Origin of the sequence: Brevibacterium sp. LS14 (assembly GCF_012027885.1) — a bacterium.
Taxonomy (GTDB): Bacteria; Actinomycetota; Actinomycetes; order Actinomycetales; family Brevibacteriaceae; genus Brevibacterium; species Brevibacterium casei.
This window is the reverse complement of record NZ_SJXG01000051.1, coordinates 41,735-58,306: the sequence shown is the minus strand read 5'-3', so window position 1 is coordinate 58,306 and position 16,572 is coordinate 41,735. Positions and strand designations below refer to the sequence as shown.

Below are 16,572 nucleotides of genomic sequence, written 5' to 3'. Positions count from 1 at the left end.
ATGACACGGACCCCATGTGCACGGCAGAGTGAATGCTCGGGCCGCGATCCGAGCGTGCCCGGAAGCGAGCGGCGGCACGGCCGCCCGAGGCGAGGAGTCGCGAGAATGAACCTGGATGTGTCGATGGGAATCGTGGGTCTGCTCATCTCCCTGATCTATGTCGCTGTCACGGTGCTCGGGCTGGGGATCCTCGTGGTCGGACTCATCGTCCTCATCAAGGTCAATCGTCTGCTCACCGTCCGGCTGAGGGAGACGACGGCTGTGCCGGTCGCCGACGAACCGCCGGTCACAGGTCCTGCTGCTTCGCCCGGCACTGACAGTGGCATGCCTGCGGAACGATCGATGAAGGCGGGCGACCATCTCGCGTAGGACCGTGCTGAGGCGGATCGGCATCGTCGTCGCCGGTGCGGCTGCCACGGTCGTCATCGGCACGTTCGCGTGCGGTCGGGTGCTGTCGTCGTTCGAGTTCCAGGACGTCGTCTACGACAATGTCCCCTCGAAGGTCCGCTGCGCCGACGTGCCGTCTGTCCGGACGGTCGAGCAGGTCCGATCCGAGTTCCCTGCGATCGCTGACGCCGAGGTCCTCGTCGTCGAACGCTGTCAGGGCGCCGTCCTCGAGATCCAGTACCCGAGTCACGCCGTGCGGACCGAGGTCGAGGGCTTCCTGCAGAAGACCGGCACCTGGCATCGCGGATCGGGCTGGTGGTGGAAGTCCGTGCCCGTCCAACTGCGCAATGTGTGAGGGAACTGCCATGATGAGAGGGGAGCGGCACCCTGTCGGGACCGGGTTCCTCGAATGACGACAGTACGAGCGCGAAGGACGGAATGCACGAGAGACGAGGCAGAGGCACGAAGCTCACCGCGAGTCGGGAACGAGCAGTCGCCGCCATCGCAGCCGCACACGAGTCCGCCGCCGTACCCGCACTCACCGACAGTGAGCCGGTGCTCGGACTCATCGACCTCGACCACGTCGCCGAGGCGTTCGCTGAGCTCAGGGCCGCGTTCGACACCGACACGGAGGTTCTCCACGCGGTGGCGTGCAAGGCGGTGCCCCTGCTCCCCCTGCTCCGGTACTACGCCGAGAGCGGTGCCGGCTGCGAGGTGGCGAGCCCCGGAGAACTCGAATCGGCGCTCACCGCCGGGTTCGCGCCGAACCGGATCGTCTTCGATTCGCCGGCGAAGACGGAGAGCGAGCTGCGACGCGCACTCAGCTTGGGCGTGTCCATCAACGTCGACAGCTGGGAGGAGCTCGAGCGCCTCGACCGTCTCGTCGACGCGGGCACCGAGTCGGTCATCGGCATCCGCATCAATCCGCAGTCGGGGATCGGTGAGATCGGCGCAATGAGCACGGCGACATCGACGTCGAAGTTCGGCATCGGTCTCGCCGATCCCGGCGCACGTCAGGCGATCGTCGACGCCTACCGTGCCCGTCCATGGCTGACGCAGATCCATGTCCACTCGGGATCGCAGGGCATCGGTCTCGACCAGGCCGCTGAGGGGATCGCCGCGGTCGTCGACCTCGCCCGCGAGATCAACGCGGGCACGGCGGATGCCTGCACGGCGGATGCCGGCGAGAGCGTCGGGGAGGGCGATCGTCACGGAGACACCGACCCCCGACAGGTCACGCGCATCGACATCGGCGGCGGTCTGCCGGTGAATTTCTTCGGCGACGAGGTGACCCCGACCTTCGCGGACTACCGTGCGGCGATCGAGGCGAGAGTGCCCGAGCTCTTCGACTTCGACATCGTCACCGAGTTCGGCCGCTCGCTGCTGGCGAAGGCCGGCAGCATCCTCACCCGCGTCGAGTACGCGAAGACGACCGGTGGTCGGCGCATCGCCATCACGCACGCGGGCGTCCAGGTGGCCACCCGCACCGCGTATGCCCCCGCCGACTGGCCCGTGCGCATCCTCCCGTTCGCGCCCGACGGCATGCCGAAGCCCACGTCCGTCGGTCACGCCGAAGGGCCCGAACTCGTCCACACCGACGTCGCCGGACCGGCGTGCTTCGCCGGCGACCTCCTCGCCGAGGATCGCCTCCTGCCGCGGCTCGACGCCGGCGACCTCATCGTCGTCCCCGACACCGGGGCGTACTACTTCTCGAATCCGTTCTCCTACAACCTCCTTCCGCGGGTGCCCGTCTACGGGTATCGGACGTCATCCGAGACCGATGCGAGCGGCCTCGGGTCGGACAACCTCGGCGAGAGGGTCGACTTCTTCCTCATCCGGCGCGGACAGACGATTGCGGAGATCCTCGCCGAGGCGGGAGAACCGAAGATCGAGCCGCTCTGATCCGCTCGGCACCCCTTCACCGCGCGATCCCAGCCGGGCGGAGGTCGACATCGGCGGGCGCCCGGCCGTCCATCGTCTCGCGACCGGTTACTCTGAGGTGATGGTGACGACGGAGAGAGGGCAGCCGTTCGGACATCGGTTCGCCTCGGCGGAAGAAGGGCCGCGGCACACCGTGCGCGAGTGGAACGAACGCCTCGTGCTCGACCGGCTCTGGGCCGGCGACCCGCTCGAAGGGCTGTCGACGAACGAGCTCATCTCCCAGACCGGACTCACGCGAGCCACGGTGCTCGCCCAGTGCGACGACCTGCAGCGGCGCGGCCTCATCGTTCAGGGACCGCCCGACAGGCAAAGCGGCGCCGGCCGTCCCGGCAAGCGATTCTTCCCGCGGTCGCGCGACACCCTCTGCGTCGGGGTCGACGCGGGTCTGAATTCGGCGACTGTGGCCGTGGCCGATGTGACCGGCCGCCGCCTGGGCGGAGCCCGCATCCGCTTCGCCGACGACTTGTCCCGGAGTCGCGCGGTGCAGGTGCGCGCCGCCATCGATGAGGCGCTTGCCGCGGCGGAGGCGGACCACGAGCAGGTGCGGACTGTCTGCTTCGGTTTCGCCGCGCCGATCGCCGCCGAGGGGTCGATGGCGATGGAGGACCCGTTCTGGCGTGAAGTCGAAGTCGACCTCAAGGAAGTGCTGCGCGACCTCGATTGGGCGGTCGCGGTCCACAACGACGCCAACCTCGCGGCGATCGCCGAACGCGACGCCGGCACCGTCGATCCCGCCGGCGACTTCGTCGTGCTCCTGGCCGGAGAGCGGTTCGGCGCAGGCATCGTCGACGGAGGGCACCTTCTCACCGGCGCCCGCGGCGGAGCCGGCGAGATGGTCTACCTCGAGCACGTCGAGGGCGTGCGCTCGACCGAAGGGCTGGGTCGGCTCGCTCGGACATGGGCCGAGCAGGCGAATGTCGAACTGTCCGACGACGCACCGCTGCCCCTGGACCCCCACGAACTCATCGCGCAGGCCGCGGAAGGGCGACCGGCGGCGCTGCGCCTCGTCGATGATCTGTCCGACCGACTGGCACGGGTCGTCGCCACACTGTCGAGCCTGCTCAACCCGCAGGTGGTGGTCATCAGTGGGGCCACGGCGCTCGAAGACGAGGTCCTGCTGCAGCGGGCAGAGGAGCGGGTGGGGGACTACGCGCCGATGCCGGTGCGGATCATCCCCTCAGCGCTGGGCACCGACGCCGTGGTGGAGGGAGCCATCGTCGTCGCGCTCGAAGCCGTCCGCGAGACCCTGCGCGCACGACTCGCCGACTGAGTGCCGGACTGCGTTTTCCTCGACGACCTCCTGCTTTCATGGTCCGCTTGCGTGTTCAGAGTTCTCCTGATTGTTCAGTGAGACCCCTTGATTTAATTAATTGAGGAGGTATATTTAAGCGCTATAGAAACAGCACTAAGCATCCGACCATCAGGAGACAACGACGTGTCCCGATCACCGGCCGATCCTCAGCGTGTGAGCGCAACGCGACGCGGCTTCCTCGCCACCGCCGCAGCAGGCACCCTGCTGTCGCTGAGTGGATGCTCCGACGGTTCGACCAGCCGGTCGGACGTCACGCTCTACCAGTCGAAGCCCGAGGCCATCCCCTATTTCCGCGAACTCGTCCGCGTCTTCAACGCCGATGGCACCGGTCCCCGTGCCGTCCACGACACCGCGTCCAACCTCTCTGGGGGCTTCGCCCGCGGGGCGCCGCCCGACCTCGGATGTCTCAACTACAACTTCGAGATGGCGCGCTTCCAGGAGCGCGGAGCGCTCTCGGACCTCTCCGACCTTCCCGAGGCGGCAGCCGTGGCGCCGAGAGTCCAGGACCTCGTCGATCAGTACCCCGTCTACCCCGGGCGAACCAGCGTCATCCCCTATTCCCTCATGGCGGCCTCAGTCCTCTACAACCGTGAACTGTTCGACCGGCATGACGTCGAGGTCCCTGGCACGTGGAGCGAGCTGCTCGACGCGTGCGGGACGTTCCAGGACGCCGGCGTAACGCCGCTCATCAGCACCTACGCCGATGCGTGGACCGTGTCGCAGGGACTCGCCGACTACAGCCTCGGCGGCGGGCTCAACGTCGCCGAATTCTTCGCACAGCTGCGGGAACAGGGCGACGACCTCGGCCCGACCGCCCCGGTGTCCTTCAGCAAGGACTTCTACGACCCGCTGTCGAAGATGCTCGAGCTCGCCGCCTACTCGAATCCGAACGCGGCGAGTCTGGGATACGGCGACGGCAACCTCGCCTTCGCCCGAGGGGAGGGCGCCATGTATCTGCACGGTCCGTGGGCGCTCGGCGAGATCGCCAAGACCGATCCCGACCTCGACATCGGGACCTTCCCGCTGCCGATGACCGAAGACAGGGACGACCTCAGGGTGCGCGTCAACATCGACCTCGCGCTCTGGATCCCCGAAGCCGCACAGAACCCGGTCGGGGCACGGGAGCTCGCCTCCTACCTGCTCGACCCCGCGGTTCAGGACGCGTACAACGCGGAGAACCTCGGCTTCGGCGTGCGCGACGATGCACCGCCGGTCACCGATGAGCGGCTAGTGGAGATGCAGCCGTTCGTCGACCGCGGTGACTTCTACCAGGGGGTGTCCACAGCCATTCCCCGCACGATCCCGTTCGAGAACTACATGCAGGGCCTCGTGCTCGGCGCTGATCTCGAAGGGGTTCTCACGACCCTCGACAACGACTGGGCCAGACTGGCCCGCCGGTCATGAACCGATTCCAACGATGAGGACCACGATGACCACAGACACCCGGACCGGAGACCGACGCCCCGCGCGTCGTCGCAGACGCGGCCCCGATGCCGTCCACCTCCTCTTCCTGCTGCCCGCAGTGGTCGCCTTCACCCTGGCGCTCACCGTTCCCGCGGTGATGGGCATCTTCTTCAGCTTCACCGACTCGATCGGCTTCGGGGAGTGGAACTTCGTCGGCTTCACCAACTACGCCGTGCTCTTCAGCGATCCCGCCATCCTCGGTGCGTACGGCTTCACGATCGGCATCGCAGTGGTCACCGTGATCCTCGTCAACGTCATCGCCCTGCTCCTGGCGATCGGTCTGACCTCGCGGATCCGTGCCAAGAATGCGCTGCGGGCGGTGTTCGTCCTGCCGATGGTGCTGTCGGGGATCATCATCGCATTCGTCTTCAACTTCCTCTTCTCCCGCACCGTTCCGGCCGCAGCGTCGGCCTGGGGGATCGGGTTCCTCGAGGAGAGCATCCTCACCGACCCGAACCTCGCATGGGTCTCGATCGTCATCGTCACGGCCTGGCAGGCGGTGCCCTCAGCCATGCTCATCTACATCGCCGGGCTCGTCTCCATCCCCGCGGAGATCTACGAGGCGGCGGCGCTGGACGGCGCGACATCGTGGTCGCGACTGCGCTCGATCACGCTGCCGCTGATGGCCGGATACATCGCCATCAACGTGGTCATCGGGTTCAAGAACTTCCTCAACTCCTACGACGTCATCGTCGGCCTCACCGACGGTGGGCCGGGCACCTCCACCCGGTCTGTGGCGATGATGATCTTCCGCGGCTTCGACAACGGCGACTACGCCTACCAGATGGCGAACTCGGTGGTCTTCTTCCTCATCGCCGTCGGCATCGCCCTCATCCAACTGCGGCTCACCCGCGGAAAGGCCGGCTCCTGATGTCCGCAACCCCCACTGTGATCCCCGGGTCCAGCGCTCCGACCCGACCGCTCAGCCTCGACGCGAACCGCACCAAGGCGGGAACGCGACGCCGGCGTCGTCGGGGGTTCGGTCTCACCCTGCTGCTCGCTGCGTGCTCGCTGACGGTGCTGGTGCCTCTCTATGTCACCGTCTCCATGGCGCTGAAGTCGGGATCCCAAGCGGTCGACGGAGAGGCCTTCGCGCTGCCGGCTCCGCCGAGTCTCGAAGGCATCATCGAGGCCTGGTCGCTGACGAACTTCCCGCGGGCCTTCGCCATCTCCGTGTTCGTCACGACAGTCACCGTCGTGGGAACCATCCTTCTGAGTTCCATGGCGGCGTATGCGATCTCGCGGAACTGGCACCGCCGAGTCTTCCGCTGGTCGTTCTTCTACCTGCTGGCCGCGATGTTCCTGCCCTTCCCGGTCCTCGCGCTGTCCCAGGTGAAGCTGAGCGGCATGGTCGGCCTCGCGAACCCCTTCGGAGTGGCCATCCTCCACATCCTGTTCCAGCTGTCGTTCTCCGTCATGCTCTACACGGCGTTCCTGCGCGGTCTGCCGGAGGAGCTCGAGGAAAGTGCCCGCCTCGACGGGGCGTCGACGGCTCAGGTCTTCTGGCGGATCGTCTTTCCGCTCCTGGCGCCGATGAGCGCGACCGTCGGCATCTTCTCGTTCCTCGCATCGTGGAACGACTTCATGATGCCCTCCCTCATCATCGCCGACCCGAGTCTGCAGACCCTTCCGGTCGTGCAGTCGATCTTCCAGACCCAGTTCAGCAACAACTACCACGTCGCCTTCTCCTCCTACCTCATGGCGATGGCACCGGCGGTCATCGTCTACCTCTTCACCCAGCGCTGGGTGATGTCCGGGGTGACGCAGGGAGCTGTGAAGTGATCAGAACTCGTCGCCCCCGGCCGCCGCCTGCCGAGCGCGGCCCGTCCGGATGCTCCAGCGAGGAGCCCTCCACGATCGCAGCCTGACCCCAGACCCCGTCTCCGGTACGAAAAGGACACGAATCCCACCATGCTCCAGACATCAGAATCGCACGCGCGACCGACCGCGCTCCTCGCCGATAACGACTGGTGGCGGCAGGCCGCCGTCTACCAGATCTACCCGCGCAGCTTCGCCGACTCCGACGCGAACGGCATCGGCGATCTCGTCGGGATCATCGAGAAGGTGCCCTACCTCAGCGCCCTGGGCATCGACGCGGTCTGGCTCAGCCCGTTCTACCCCTCTGCGCTCGCAGACGGCGGATACGACGTCGATGATTATCGCGATGTCGACCCGCGACTCGGCACGCTCGCCGACTTCGATGCCCTCACCGCGGCCCTGCATGAGGCAGGAATCCGCATCATCGTCGACATCGTGCCCAACCACACCTCCGACAGGCACGAATGGTTCAGGGCGGCGCTCGCCGCAGGCAAAGGCTCCCCGGAGCGCGACCGCTACCTCTTCAGGGACGGGCGCGGAGAGTACGGTGAGCTGCCCCCGTCCGACTGGACGTCGATCTTCGGGGGATCCGCGTGGGAGCCTGTGGGCGACGGCCAGTGGTATCTTCACAACTTCGCCCCCGAGCAGCCCGACCTCGACTGGAACAGTCCGGACGTGCGCGCGGACTTCCTCGACACCCTGCGATTCTGGGCGGACCGCGGAGTCGACGGCTTCCGCGTGGACGTCGCCCATGGTCTGGCCAAGGACCTCCCGCCGGAAGGGACGCCTCTGCCGACTCAGGCCGAACTCGACGCCCTGCCCCACGACGGACAGCATCCGCTCTGGGACCGGGACGACGTCCACGACATCTATGCGGAATGGCGGCGGCTCTTCCGCAGCTACGATCCGCCTCTGATCGGAGTCGCCGAGGCGTGGGTGGACCCCGGCAGGAGGGCTCGCTATGCCGGTGAGGACGGCCTGGGTCAGGCCTTCAGCTTCGATCTGCTGCGCGCGGATTTCGACCCGGAGGTGTTCCGGAGCGTGATCACGTCGAACCTCGAACTGGCGGCCGCTTCGGGATCGTCGACCACCTGGGTGTTCTCCAACCACGACGTCGTCCGCCATGCCACTCGCTACGGTCTGCCGGTCTCCGGGGACAGCGAGCGCATGGGGAAGGAGTGGTTGCTCTCCGGAGGAACCGCCCCCGAGCTCGACGCCGTTCTGGGTCTGCGCAGGGCACGCGCGGCCACGCTGCTGCAGCTCGCCCTTCCGGGTTCGGCCTACCTCTATCAGGGCGAGGAGCTGGGACTGCACGAGGTGCCCGATATCGCCGACGACGCACGACAGGACCCGACCTTCTTCCGCAGCCGCGGAGTCGAGCTCGGTCGCGACGGGTGCAGAGTGCCGCTGCCGTGGACGTCCGAGGGCCCCGCCTTCGGCTTCGGATCCGTCTCGCCGCATCTGCCCCAGCCGGGGTGGTTCGCCGATCATTCCGTCGAACGCGAGGAGAGCGATCCGTCCTCGACTCTGTGGCTCTACCGCCATGCGCTGCGACTGCGCAGGGAGCTGACGGGCAGCGAGCAGCTCGACTGGCTCGAACTCGGTGACCATGTAGTCGGATTCCGTCGGCCGGGCGGCTGGGTCAGCGTGACGAACTTCGGAGCGCAGCCGGTGCCGCTCCCGGACGGCGAGGTTCTGCTCTCGAGCGAAGCGCTGCCCGGCGACGGCACGCTCCCCGGAGCTGTCACCGTGTGGCTGCGGACACCGGAAACCGGCGAGGAGCTGCGGACCTCGGACACCGGCAAGAACACGAGAGCTTGAAGGGCGATCACCATGGCGACAGTGACCTATGACAGTGCGAGCCGGGTCTATCAGCCCGGCAGGAAGCCGGCGGTCGACGGACTCGACCTCCACGTCGAGGACGGCGAGTTCGTCGTCCTGGTCGGTCCCTCCGGCTGTGGGAAGTCGACGAGTCTGAGGATGCTCGCGGGCCTCGAAGAGGTCAGCGACGGGCGGATCCTCATCGGCGACCGGGACATCACCGACGTCCCGCCCAACGAGAGGGACATCGCCATGGTGTTCCAGAACTACGCGCTCTATCCCCACATGAGCGTCGGCGACAACATGGGCTTCGCGCTGAAGATCGCCGGTGTCCCCGCGGCCCAGCGCCGAGCCCGCGTCCGCGATGCCGCGGAGCTGCTCGACCTCGGCGAGTACCTCGACCGGAAGCCCAAGGCGCTCTCGGGCGGACAGCGGCAGAGGGTGGCGATGGGACGGGCTATCGTGCGAGAGCCGAGGGTGTTCCTCATGGATGAGCCGCTGTCGAACCTCGATGCGAAACTGCGCGTGCAGATGCGCTCGCAGATCGCGTCGCTGCAGTCGCGCCTCGGCGTCACCACTGTCTACGTCACCCATGACCAGACGGAGGCGCTGACGATGGGCGACAGGATCGCGGTCCTCAAGGACGGTCACCTGCAGCAGGTCGACTCGCCGTCCGTGATGTACTCGCGACCGGCGAATGTCTTCGTCGCAGGGTTCATCGGCTCACCTGCGATGAATCTCGTGGAAGCGGAGAAGATGGAGTCCGGGGCCGTCTTCGGTGATGCGATCATCCCGGTTCCCAGGACAGCGCTCAGAGCGTCTTCCGGGAACACGATCACGGTGGGGATCCGGCCGGAGGACCTTCGGCTGGGCGAGCACGGCGTGCGGCTGCGGGTGGAACTCGTGGAGGTGCTCGGTGCGGACACGTTCGTCCACGGTCGGCTCGCCGATGCGCCGGAGGCGGAGTTGGTCGTCGTCCGCGTGCCCACGGAAAGTGCTCCCAGTAAAGGCGAGACCGTCCGTGCCCACCCGGACCCCGAGAGGATCCACCTCTTCGATGCGGAGACGGGGATCAGACTCTAGGAGCGCATCCTCCTCTAGGAGCGTGTCTTCGCTGGATGCCCGTCTTCGCTGGGGTGCCACTCCGCTGTCTGCCGCTCGATAGGAAGCTCCGGTTGAGCGTGCATTCTCGCCCACGACGCGGGGCTGGCTAGGAGCATCGCTGATACGGTGGCGGTGATGGAGCAGGGAGAGAACGTCGAACGCGGACCCGTCGGTTTGGTCCGCTCCGGCCCTCAGCGTGCGTCCGAGCGAAAACTCGTCGTCTTTGCGCGAGAGCTCCCCGCCTCCGCGGACGGAGTCCTCGTCCACGCCCGTGAAGTCCCCGCCTGGATGTGCGAGCTCCTCGCCGCGCCGGAGGTCGCCGCGCCGCACGTCGCAGTACAGAGAGTCGCCGCTCCTGAGGTCGCTAAGCAGCGCCCTTCCGATCATGCGGGAGCCGAGGCCGCATGAGGAGTCCGTACCTCGACACTGCGCCGCTGGTCCCGGGCGACACCGTGCGTCTCATCGCACCGTCGGGTCCTGCGGATGAGGACTCGCTGCAGCGCGCGATCTCCCGACTCGAAGCCTGGGGTCTCAACGTCGCCCCCGGTGAGCATGTCCGAGCCCGCCACCCGCGGGTGAGCTACCTCGCCGGAACCGACGCTCAGCGCCGCGCCGACCTCGTCGACGCGTGGTGCGACCCGAACACGGATGCGGTCATCGCCCTGCGCGGCGGGTACGGAGCGATGCGGCTCATCGACGGGCTCGACTTCGATCATCTGAGCAGGCACGGGCTTCGCGCAGACGGGCGCCCGAAGCTGCTTGCCGGGTCCTCCGACGTCACCGCCCTCCATCAGGCGTGGGATCACCACCTCGGCGTCGCGTCACTCTTCTGCCCCATGCCCGGGAACAGTCCGTTCCGCGACTCCGCCGTCGTCGCCGACGAGGTGGCCTCCTGGCTCTTCGAGCCCTGGGGCGGTCGCGAACTCGGGTTCCCGGACGGTGAGCGCTCTGGCGGCGACTCACGTCGGAGATCCAGGACGCTGAGTGTCGATTCGGAGCCCAGAGATCGACACTCCGCGTCCTCAAAGCGCCGACGCCACACGAAGGAACGCCGCTCGGAGCCCCGGGACCCTGCGCCCCCGGTGAGCCGGGCGCGAACGCTCGTGCCGGGCACCGCGATCGGGCGACTCGTCGGTGGCAACCTCAGCCTCGTCGCAGCGGGCCTCGGCAGTCCCGAGTTCTCAGAGCTGCGGGAGCGGCGCGCAGAGCGCGGGCCGCAGATCGCGATGCTCGAGGACGTCGACGAGGAGCTCTACCGGCTCGATAACCTCTTCCTCCAACTCGTGCGCGCAGGCTGGTTCGCCGCGGCGGATGCCGTCGTCCTCGGATCGTGGATCGACTGTGCCCCGGTCGCCGAGGTGGAGGACCTCGTCCTCGGCTTCCTCCGAGGTGCCGGGATCCCGATCGTCTCGGAACTGTGCTTCGGGCACGATCCCGATGCCCCGAGCACGCCGCTCGGCGTCGACGTGCGCCTCGAGGCACCTGCCGGCGATCGCCCGCGGCTGTGGGTGTGCCCGTGAGTGCCCGACTCGCGTGCCCGTGACTTTCGCCGACCTTCCCCTGTCCCCGACCCTGAAAGCACCACATGATCACTGACGGCTTCCTCTTCATCAGCGTCCTGCTCGCTATCTCGGCGGGCCTCGTCATCGCCGCGCGCAGCGGCCGCTTCCGCATCTTCGCCTACGTCCCCGGCTTCGTCTTCCTCTACATCATCGCGGCCCTTCTCAACACCTTCGGCGTATTCGAGCACACAGAGTCGGTCACCGCGGTCGGGGACGGACTGCGTTCGGCGCTGCTGCCGGCGATGATCCTGCTCCTCCTGTTCAGATGCGACATCCGACAGATCATCCGCCTCGGGCCGAAGCTGCTTCTCACCTTCGTCGTCACCGCGGCGAGCATCATCGCCGGCTTCGTCATCGCCTACCTCATCCTCCGCTCGGCTCTCGACCCCGAGGCGTGGAAGGCGCTCGGTGCGCTCAACGCCTCATGGACGGGCGGATCGGCGAACATGGTTGCCGTCCAGGAGATCCTCCGTGCGCCCGAGGACGTCTTCGGCTACGTCCTCATCGTCGACACCGTCGTCTACTCGTTCTGGCTGCTCCTCATATTCTCATCGGTGAGCATCTCCGACCGCTTCAACCGGTGGACGAAGGCCGATATGTCGAAACTCTCCGTCGCCGAGGCGGATGCTGAGGAGGAAGGATCGCTGACCCTGCCTGCCCTCTTCGGGCTGCTCGCGTTCTCTCTCCTCGTCTCCGCGCTCGCCGCCCAAGTGGGCGATCTCCTGCCCGAGGTCGGCGCGGTCATCAATGCCTCGACATGGACGATCCTCATCGTCAGCGTCCTCGGGCTCATCATCGGTTCGACGCGGTTCGGCCAGATCCGAGGCTCGAGCGAACTCGCTACGATGATGCTCTACCTCATCATCGGCATCATCGCCGCCGGCTCCGACTTCACCTCGCTCACCCAGGCGCCGCTCTACCTCGTCGCCGGCGTCATCGTCGTCATCGTCCACGCCGCAGTTATGCTCGTATACGCGAAGCTGACGAAGACCGAACTCTTCAGCATCGCCGTCGCGAGCACCGCGAACATCGGCGGAATCGCCTCGGCACCGGTGGTGGCCGGGGCGTTCAACCGGCAGCTCGTGCCCGTCGGCGTGCTCTTCGCACTCATGGGCACGTTCCTCGGAACGTTCCTCGGCCTCGCCTCGGCGCAGATCATGTCGGGTCTCGGATGACGCCGACTCTTAATGAACACCGCGGTTCAGCATCCACGCAGTGCCGATCCACGCGGAGCCGGATTTCCGCGTCCGGGGCGACGCGGAAATCCGGCTCCGCGTGGATCGAGCGCCGATTCGACCGTTGACCGCCCCGACACACTTCCACACACCCCTACCCCACGAAAGGACTCCCATGACCGACACAACCCCGACCTCCATCACGCTCGACTCGGACCGAACCCCCGACGCGGCCCAGGCCCCCGCCACCCCCGACACAACCCCACCAGTCATCGACGTCTTCGACGGCCACAACGACCTCGCGTGGTGGCTGCGCGAGGAGCGCGGCTACAGCGTCGAGGGGCTCAACGACCCGCAGATCTCGCCGTTCACGACGATGGACCAGCTCCGCGACGGACATGTCGCCGCTCAGTTCTGGTCGGTGTACGTCCACTCGTCCATCACCGGCGCCGAGGCGGTCGTCGCGACCTGGGAGCAGATCGACGCGGTCCGCCGCTTCGTCGCCGCATACCCGGAACGCCTGATGTTCACCCGCACCGCCGCCGAGGTGGTCGCCGCCCGGGATGCCGGACGCGTCGCCTCGCTCATGGGAGTCGAGGGCGGCCAGCAGATCGACGAGTCCCTCGCCATGCTGCGCTCGTACGCCCGCGCCGGAGCCCGGTATATGACGCTGACCTGGTCGACGACGCATTCGTGGGCGGACTCGGCGACCGACGCGCCCCAGCACGACGGACTGAGTGCGTTCGGGCGTGAGGTCGTGGCCGAGATGAACCGGGTCGGCATGATCGTCGACCTCTCCCACGTCGCGCCGAGCGTCATGCACCAGTCCCTCGAGCTGACCACCCTGCCCGTGATCTTCAGCCATTCGTGCGCCCATGCCCTCAACCCGCACCCGCGCAACATCCCCGACGACGTCCTCGACCGGCTGCCCGCGAACGGCGGAGTGGCGATGATGACGTTCGTGCCCTCGTTCCTCTCCCGCGACCGCTGGGACTGGTCGGAGGCGGGGGAGAAGGGCACCGCCCCCGAGGTGACTGTGACTGACGTCGCCGACCACTGCGACTACGTGCGCGAGCGGATCGGCATCGACCACGTCGGCATCGGCGGTGACATCTGCGGCGTCGACGAGCTGCCGATCGGGCTCGGCGACGCCGGCCAGTACCCGAACCTCTTCGCCGAGCTCTCCCGCCGAGGCTGGTCGGAGTCCGATCTGCGCAAGCTCGGCTTCGACAACGTCATGCGGGTGCTCGAGGCGCACGAGGACGCGTACGTGGACTTCCTCGGCGAGGACTGACCACAGAGACCACCGACGACTCACAACTGACCCCTGGGGCCTGCCCATGGCAGTCCTGATGGGATCCTGCCCTCGCCGAGGCGACGGGAACCCCAGCAGAACCCCGCCCTACCCAAGGCGTCGGAGAACCTCGCCGAGGCGGCGGAGAATATATCGCCCTCGAACGCCGACAACCTCGCTGATCTGGGGTTGAATGGGGGCATACGCCTGCGTGAGGCGCACGCGTCGGGGGAGGACAACCTCGGCGGGAGGTGCCGACCGAAGACCCGACGAAGCGTCGAACGGTGGGATATGATGCTGGCCGCGCGATCGATCGCGCAGCCGTTCGCCGAGCGGACGGGTGCGGTCGGGACAACGTCGTCGAATCGAGTACGGAGGAATCGTGAGTCAGAGTGAGAACACGACCGTGGAGGGATCCACGGGACAGGGACAGCCGGAGACCCTCAAACGGGTCATGGGGCCGAAGCTGCTCCTGCTCTTCATCGTCGGCGACATCCTCGGCACCGGCGTCTATGCGCTCACCGGCAAGGTCGCCGGTCAGGTCGGCGGCGCCGGGTGGGCACCGGTCATCCTCGCATTCGCGGTCGCGATGATCACCGCGTGCTCGTACATGGAGCTCGTGACGAAGTACCCGCGTGCTGCCGGTGCCGCCCTCTACGCGCACAAGGCGTTCGGGATCCACTTCATCACCTTCCTCGTCGCGTTCGCCGTGCTCAGCTCGGGCATCACCTCGGCGTCGACGGCGTCGAACGTCTTCGCCGCGAACATGGTCGCCGGTTTCGGCTGGGATCTTCCCGGCAGCGGGGTCATGTGGATCGCGCTGGGCTTCCTCGCGTTCGTCGCGGCAGTGAATCTGCGCGGGGTCGCCGAGAGCGTGTGGTTCAACGTCGTCCTCACCCTCGTCGAGCTCACCGGTCTACTCCTCGTCATCCTCGTCGGGTTCTTCGCGCTGGGCTCGGGCAACGCGGACTTCTCGCGGGTCGTCATCTTCGAGACCGCCGATGACAAGAGCGTGTTCCTCGCGATCACGGGAGCCACGGCGCTCGCCTTCTTCTCGATGGTCGGGTTCGAGGATTCGGTGAACATGGTCGAGGAGACGAAGGACCCGCAGATCTTCCCAAAGATCATGCTCACGGGCCTCTCGATCACCGGCGTCATCTACGTGCTCGTGTCCATCGTCGCGGTCGCCGCGGTGCCGATCGGCCAGCTCGCCGAGAGCGAGACGCCCCTGCTCGACGTCGTCCGCGCCGGTGCGCCGGGGGTCCCGATCGATGCGATCTTCCCGTTCATGACGATGTTCGCCGTCGCGAACTCCGCGCTCATCAACATGCTCATGGCCAGCCGCCTCCTCTACGGCATGGCGAAGCAGAACGTGCTGCCGCCGGTCTTCGCGAAGGTGCTGAGGAACCGGCGTTCCCCCTGGGTCTCGATCATCTTCACCACACTCATCGCGTTCGCGCTCATCATCGCGGTGACGACGATCCTGCCTGAATCCGTCACGGCCTCCCTGGGCGGAACCACCTCGCTGCTGCTGCTCGCGGTCTTCGCCGTCGTCAACGTCGCGGTGCTCATCCTCCGCCGGCAGACAGTCGACCACAAGCACTTCCGCACGCCGACCGTGCTGCCGTGGATCGGCGTGTTCACGTGTGCGTTCCTCGTCGGTCCGTGGGCCCGCCTCGACGACCTCATCCAGTACCAGATCGCGATCGCGCTCATCGGCATCGGCGTGGTGCTCTGGGCCGTGACGTGGCTGTGGAACCGGTCGGTGCGCGGGTCGAGCACCCGCTTCCGCCACCCCGAGGAACTCTCGTGACCGTATGGCCGGCCGATGACACCGCGTGGCCGGCCGGTGACGAACGCACCCGTATGAGCCGGGTGCCGAGAGTGAGTCAGTCCCGCCCATACGAAACGGGCGACCGAGATGAGAATGCGAAGGTGAACCGATGACCATCATCGTGGGTTACGTCAACACTCCCGCCGGCCACGCGGCCCTCGACACCGGGATCAGGGAGGCGCAGAAGAGCGACAGCGACATCGTCGTCGTCAACGCCTCGCATCCGCGGAGGGATTCCCACCGCCTCGCCGAGGCTGAGGTCCGTTCCGTGCGCGAACAGCTGTCCCGTGCGGGGGTCAAGGGGGAGGTGCTCACTCCCGGGAATGAGCTCGATCCCGCTGAGCAGATCCTCGATACCGCCGCCGAGGTGGGGGCCGACCTCATCGTGCTCGGCACCCGGAAGCGGACTCCGGTGGGCAAATTCCTCCTTGGGTCGACGATCCAGAAGGTCATCCTCGACGCCGAGAGCCCGGTGCTCTGCGTCAAAGCCGCACACTGACATCGGTTGAGGCGGCGCTGACCGGGCGCCGGCTGAGGAAGTGCGTGTCGGCGGCGGTTCAGGCGGCGCTGACTGCGCGTCTGCACTAACGCGGACTCGGCGCCGGTGGCGTCGGCGGCGCCGCGGACCAGCACCGGATCTGGCGGCGCGGACTGCCCGTCGGCGTTGGCGCTGACAGTGTGGACCGGCGCGGGATCTGGTGGCGCATCGGCGTTGGCTCAGGCGGCGCGTCTGCGCGGTAACGCTGACCACGCGCCAGTGGCGGCGGCGCGCCGACGGCGCCGTGAGGTCCGGTCGGTCTCGGCAATTCGTCGTCGAGGCAGGCCCGCCGTGCCGACGGTGAGCGGGTGAGACGATCGGC

The 16,572-nt window shown here is 67.4% G+C and carries 14 protein-coding genes; all 14 read left to right on the top strand.

Annotated features, from left to right (window positions below; all coding sequences use genetic code 11):
• Nucleotides 1–105 precede the first annotated feature (105 nt).
• The 14 genes from EZE58_RS10885 (at nt 106) to EZE58_RS10820 (ending at nt 16,211) form a co-directional block, all read left to right on the top strand.
• Nucleotides 106–369 (top strand): hypothetical protein, encoded by a 264-nt coding sequence (locus EZE58_RS10885; RefSeq protein WP_009380456.1) that lies wholly within the window; start codon nt 106–108, stop codon nt 367–369.
• A gap of 4 nt (nt 370–373) precedes the next feature.
• Nucleotides 374–742 (top strand): hypothetical protein, encoded by a 369-nt coding sequence (locus tag EZE58_RS10880; protein WP_009380457.1) that lies wholly within the window; start codon nt 374–376, stop codon nt 740–742.
• Nucleotides 743–825: 83 nt separating this feature from the next.
• Nucleotides 826–2,289, top strand: a complete 1,464-nt coding sequence (locus EZE58_RS10875; RefSeq protein WP_009380458.1) for an Orn/DAP/Arg decarboxylase 2 — start codon at nt 826–828, stop codon at nt 2,287–2,289.
• Between the two features lie 100 nt (nt 2,290–2,389).
• Complete coding sequence (locus EZE58_RS10870) at nt 2,390–3,598, top strand: ROK family protein (protein WP_167560556.1); 1,209 nt, start codon at nt 2,390–2,392, stop codon at nt 3,596–3,598.
• Nucleotides 3,599–3,793: 195 nt separating this feature from the next.
• Nucleotides 3,794–5,044, top strand: a complete 1,251-nt coding sequence (locus tag EZE58_RS10865) for an extracellular solute-binding protein (RefSeq protein ID WP_100227528.1) — start codon at nt 3,794–3,796, stop codon at nt 5,042–5,044.
• A gap of 25 nt (nt 5,045–5,069) precedes the next feature.
• A complete protein-coding gene (locus tag EZE58_RS10860; RefSeq protein ID WP_009380463.1) occupies nt 5,070–5,975 on the top strand; it encodes a sugar ABC transporter permease in 906 nt (301 codons plus the stop codon).
• Nucleotides 5,975–6,886 (top strand): carbohydrate ABC transporter permease, encoded by a 912-nt coding sequence (locus EZE58_RS10855; protein ID WP_009380464.1) that lies wholly within the window; start codon nt 5,975–5,977, stop codon nt 6,884–6,886. Before EZE58_RS10860 ends, EZE58_RS10855 begins: the two co-directional genes overlap by 1 nt.
• A gap of 129 nt (nt 6,887–7,015) precedes the next feature.
• Nucleotides 7,016–8,743 carry a glycoside hydrolase family 13 protein gene (locus EZE58_RS10850; RefSeq protein WP_009380465.1) on the top strand — a complete coding sequence of 576 codons (1,728 nt, stop codon included), beginning with the start codon at nt 7,016–7,018 and terminating at the stop codon, nt 8,741–8,743.
• Between the two features lie 12 nt (nt 8,744–8,755).
• Entirely contained in the window at nt 8,756–9,826 is a 1,071-nt protein-coding gene (gene ugpC / locus EZE58_RS10845) for a sn-glycerol-3-phosphate ABC transporter ATP-binding protein UgpC (protein ID WP_009380466.1), read from the top strand.
• Nucleotides 9,827–10,251: 425 nt separating this feature from the next.
• A complete protein-coding gene (locus EZE58_RS10840; RefSeq protein WP_009380468.1) occupies nt 10,252–11,367 on the top strand; it encodes an LD-carboxypeptidase in 1,116 nt (371 codons plus the stop codon).
• A 65-nt stretch (nt 11,368–11,432) separates the two neighbouring features.
• Complete coding sequence (locus EZE58_RS10835) at nt 11,433–12,584, top strand: DUF819 family protein (RefSeq protein ID WP_009380469.1); 1,152 nt, start codon at nt 11,433–11,435, stop codon at nt 12,582–12,584.
• 175 nt (nt 12,585–12,759) lie between these two features.
• Nucleotides 12,760–13,878, top strand: coding sequence for a dipeptidase (locus tag EZE58_RS10830; protein WP_009380470.1), 1,119 nt, complete (start codon nt 12,760–12,762; stop codon nt 13,876–13,878).
• A 382-nt stretch (nt 13,879–14,260) separates the two neighbouring features.
• Entirely contained in the window at nt 14,261–15,691 is a 1,431-nt protein-coding gene (locus EZE58_RS10825; RefSeq protein ID WP_009380471.1) for an APC family permease, read from the top strand.
• 130 nt (nt 15,692–15,821) lie between these two features.
• Nucleotides 15,822–16,211, top strand: a complete 390-nt coding sequence (locus tag EZE58_RS10820; protein WP_009380472.1) for a universal stress protein — start codon at nt 15,822–15,824, stop codon at nt 16,209–16,211.
• Nucleotides 16,212–16,572 lie beyond the last annotated feature (361 nt).

Coding starts and splice junctions, on each gene's coding strand:
- EZE58_RS10875 (WP_009380458.1), top strand. CDS start 826: ATGCACGAGAGACGAGGCAGAGGCACGAAGCTCACCGCGAGTCGGGAA.
- EZE58_RS10830 (WP_009380470.1), top strand. CDS start 12,760: ATGACCGACACAACCCCGACCTCCATCACGCTCGACTCGGACCGAACC.
- EZE58_RS10840 (WP_009380468.1), top strand. CDS start 10,252: ATGAGGAGTCCGTACCTCGACACTGCGCCGCTGGTCCCGGGCGACACC.
- EZE58_RS10870 (WP_167560556.1), top strand. CDS start 2,390: ATGGTGACGACGGAGAGAGGGCAGCCGTTCGGACATCGGTTCGCCTCG.
- EZE58_RS10850 (WP_009380465.1), top strand. CDS start 7,016: ATGCTCCAGACATCAGAATCGCACGCGCGACCGACCGCGCTCCTCGCC.
- ugpC (WP_009380466.1), top strand. CDS start 8,756: ATGGCGACAGTGACCTATGACAGTGCGAGCCGGGTCTATCAGCCCGGC.
- EZE58_RS10820 (WP_009380472.1), top strand. CDS start 15,822: ATGACCATCATCGTGGGTTACGTCAACACTCCCGCCGGCCACGCGGCC.
- EZE58_RS10855 (WP_009380464.1), top strand. CDS start 5,975: ATGTCCGCAACCCCCACTGTGATCCCCGGGTCCAGCGCTCCGACCCGA.
- EZE58_RS10835 (WP_009380469.1), top strand. CDS start 11,433: ATGATCACTGACGGCTTCCTCTTCATCAGCGTCCTGCTCGCTATCTCG.
- EZE58_RS10885 (WP_009380456.1), top strand. CDS start 106: ATGAACCTGGATGTGTCGATGGGAATCGTGGGTCTGCTCATCTCCCTG.
- EZE58_RS10860 (WP_009380463.1), top strand. CDS start 5,070: ATGACCACAGACACCCGGACCGGAGACCGACGCCCCGCGCGTCGTCGC.